Annotated in this window: 4 protein-coding genes; 3 read left to right on the forward strand and 1 reads right to left on the reverse strand. The window is 50.6% G+C overall.

Features of this window, described 5'->3' with window-relative positions; translation table 11 throughout:
- From KDK14_RS14600 to KDK14_RS14610, 3 genes are all read left to right on the forward strand, one after another.
- The coding region (locus KDK14_RS14600) for a hypothetical protein (RefSeq protein WP_257265904.1) at positions 1-267 on the forward strand (267 nt) is incomplete at its 5' end.
- 76 nt (positions 268-343) lie between these two features.
- Positions 344-544, forward strand: a complete 201-nt coding sequence (locus KDK14_RS14605; protein ID WP_257265905.1) for a hypothetical protein — start codon at positions 344-346, stop codon at positions 542-544.
- Positions 523-762: a hypothetical protein gene (locus KDK14_RS14610; protein WP_257265906.1), complete on the forward strand. Its 240-nt coding sequence runs from the start codon at positions 523-525 to the stop codon at positions 760-762. Before KDK14_RS14605 ends, KDK14_RS14610 begins: the two co-directional genes overlap by 22 nt.
- On the opposite strand, the gene KDK14_RS14615 is transcribed toward KDK14_RS14610, so the two are convergent.
- Complete coding sequence (locus KDK14_RS14615) at positions 757-960, reverse strand: hypothetical protein (RefSeq protein ID WP_257265907.1); 204 nt, start codon at positions 958-960, stop codon at positions 757-759. The genes KDK14_RS14610 and KDK14_RS14615 overlap by 6 nt on opposite strands.
- Positions 961-1,123: the final 163 nt, after the last annotated feature.

The following is a 1,123-nucleotide window of genomic DNA, read 5'->3' on the forward strand; positions in this document are numbered from 1 at the left end:
GCAACGCAGGAGCAGTTGCCGCGTAGGGCAGTCTATTCTCGGACAGCCTCTTGGGAACTGAGCCAGCAGAACCGTAAGAATCTATACGACGATAATAAGATAAAAACCATTCTGAACTGGATAGCAACCCAACCACAATTGAAACAGCGCTTTGAGAAAGTGAAGGCGGATCACAATAATGACTTGCCGGACTTCCTAATGGTGGACAAAGCACTGCGCAAACTGTGGGATACCGACCAATTCTCTGCCATTCAACCTGGTACATGATCTGGAAGAGAACGGCCCCCGTACCAAACGCGGGCTATCAGGCCAGAAGTCCGGCATTAAAAAGCTGACCGGCGGCGTGGAGAAGATCAGCCCGCTGGAAGCCATGTATCGCAATACCCGTTCCATGCTGGATGCGGCGTTCAAGAATATCGCCATGCAACGCATCGTTAAGGATGGCGTGGCGGTGGGAGCCCCGGAAAAGGTCGATACGGCGATCCGCATAAAAGACGACGATGTTTTAATAAACTCAGGGAGATGGACCAAGACACCAATCTGACGCCAGCACAGATGAGACGCTGGAAAGCCCTGCTATCAAAGTATTCCGTACTGGGTGAAGGTTCGGTCAGTGTTTCGGTGGATAGCAAACAGCAGACCTATCTGGTTAAGGACGATCCGCTACTGCTGGCATCAATTCAGGACCTGGGGCAGCCAACCTTCAGTACCCTGATGAAACTGTGGGGCATTCCCCGCAAGGTGCTTTTGTGGTTGTCATAGGGCTGAGTCCGTTAAACTCTCCTCTTTTTGGGCTTTCGCTCTCAGAATGACAATGGCCAGAGTCAGCGCTTGTTCGCTTTCAGGGGGTGAGAACTGGAGTGTGTGGAGCTGTGAGAGCAGATACTCCGCTGCTTCTTTGCTCCGGAATGTCGTTTGAGCATAGGGAACATCGGTTGTTTTTAAGAGTTGTTGGGGCAAGGATTCAGGCATCCTTGAAGTGCTATATTGCATCAATATGGTGTGGATGCATACAGCATTTTAAACAGAGTACTAATGACAGCACCTGTCGGTTAAGTAGCTAACCATATGAAATCATATGTTTCTGACTCCTTGTGCCGGCACTCCCGGCAACTGCTCCTGC

The sequence above is a fragment of the Endozoicomonas sp. ONNA2 genome (assembly GCF_024606365.1).
Classification (GTDB): Bacteria; Pseudomonadota; Gammaproteobacteria; order Pseudomonadales; family Endozoicomonadaceae; genus Endozoicomonas.

Coding starts and splice junctions, on each gene's coding strand:
- KDK14_RS14610 (WP_257265906.1), top strand. CDS start 523: ATGGACCAAGACACCAATCTGACGCCAGCACAGATGAGACGCTGGAAA.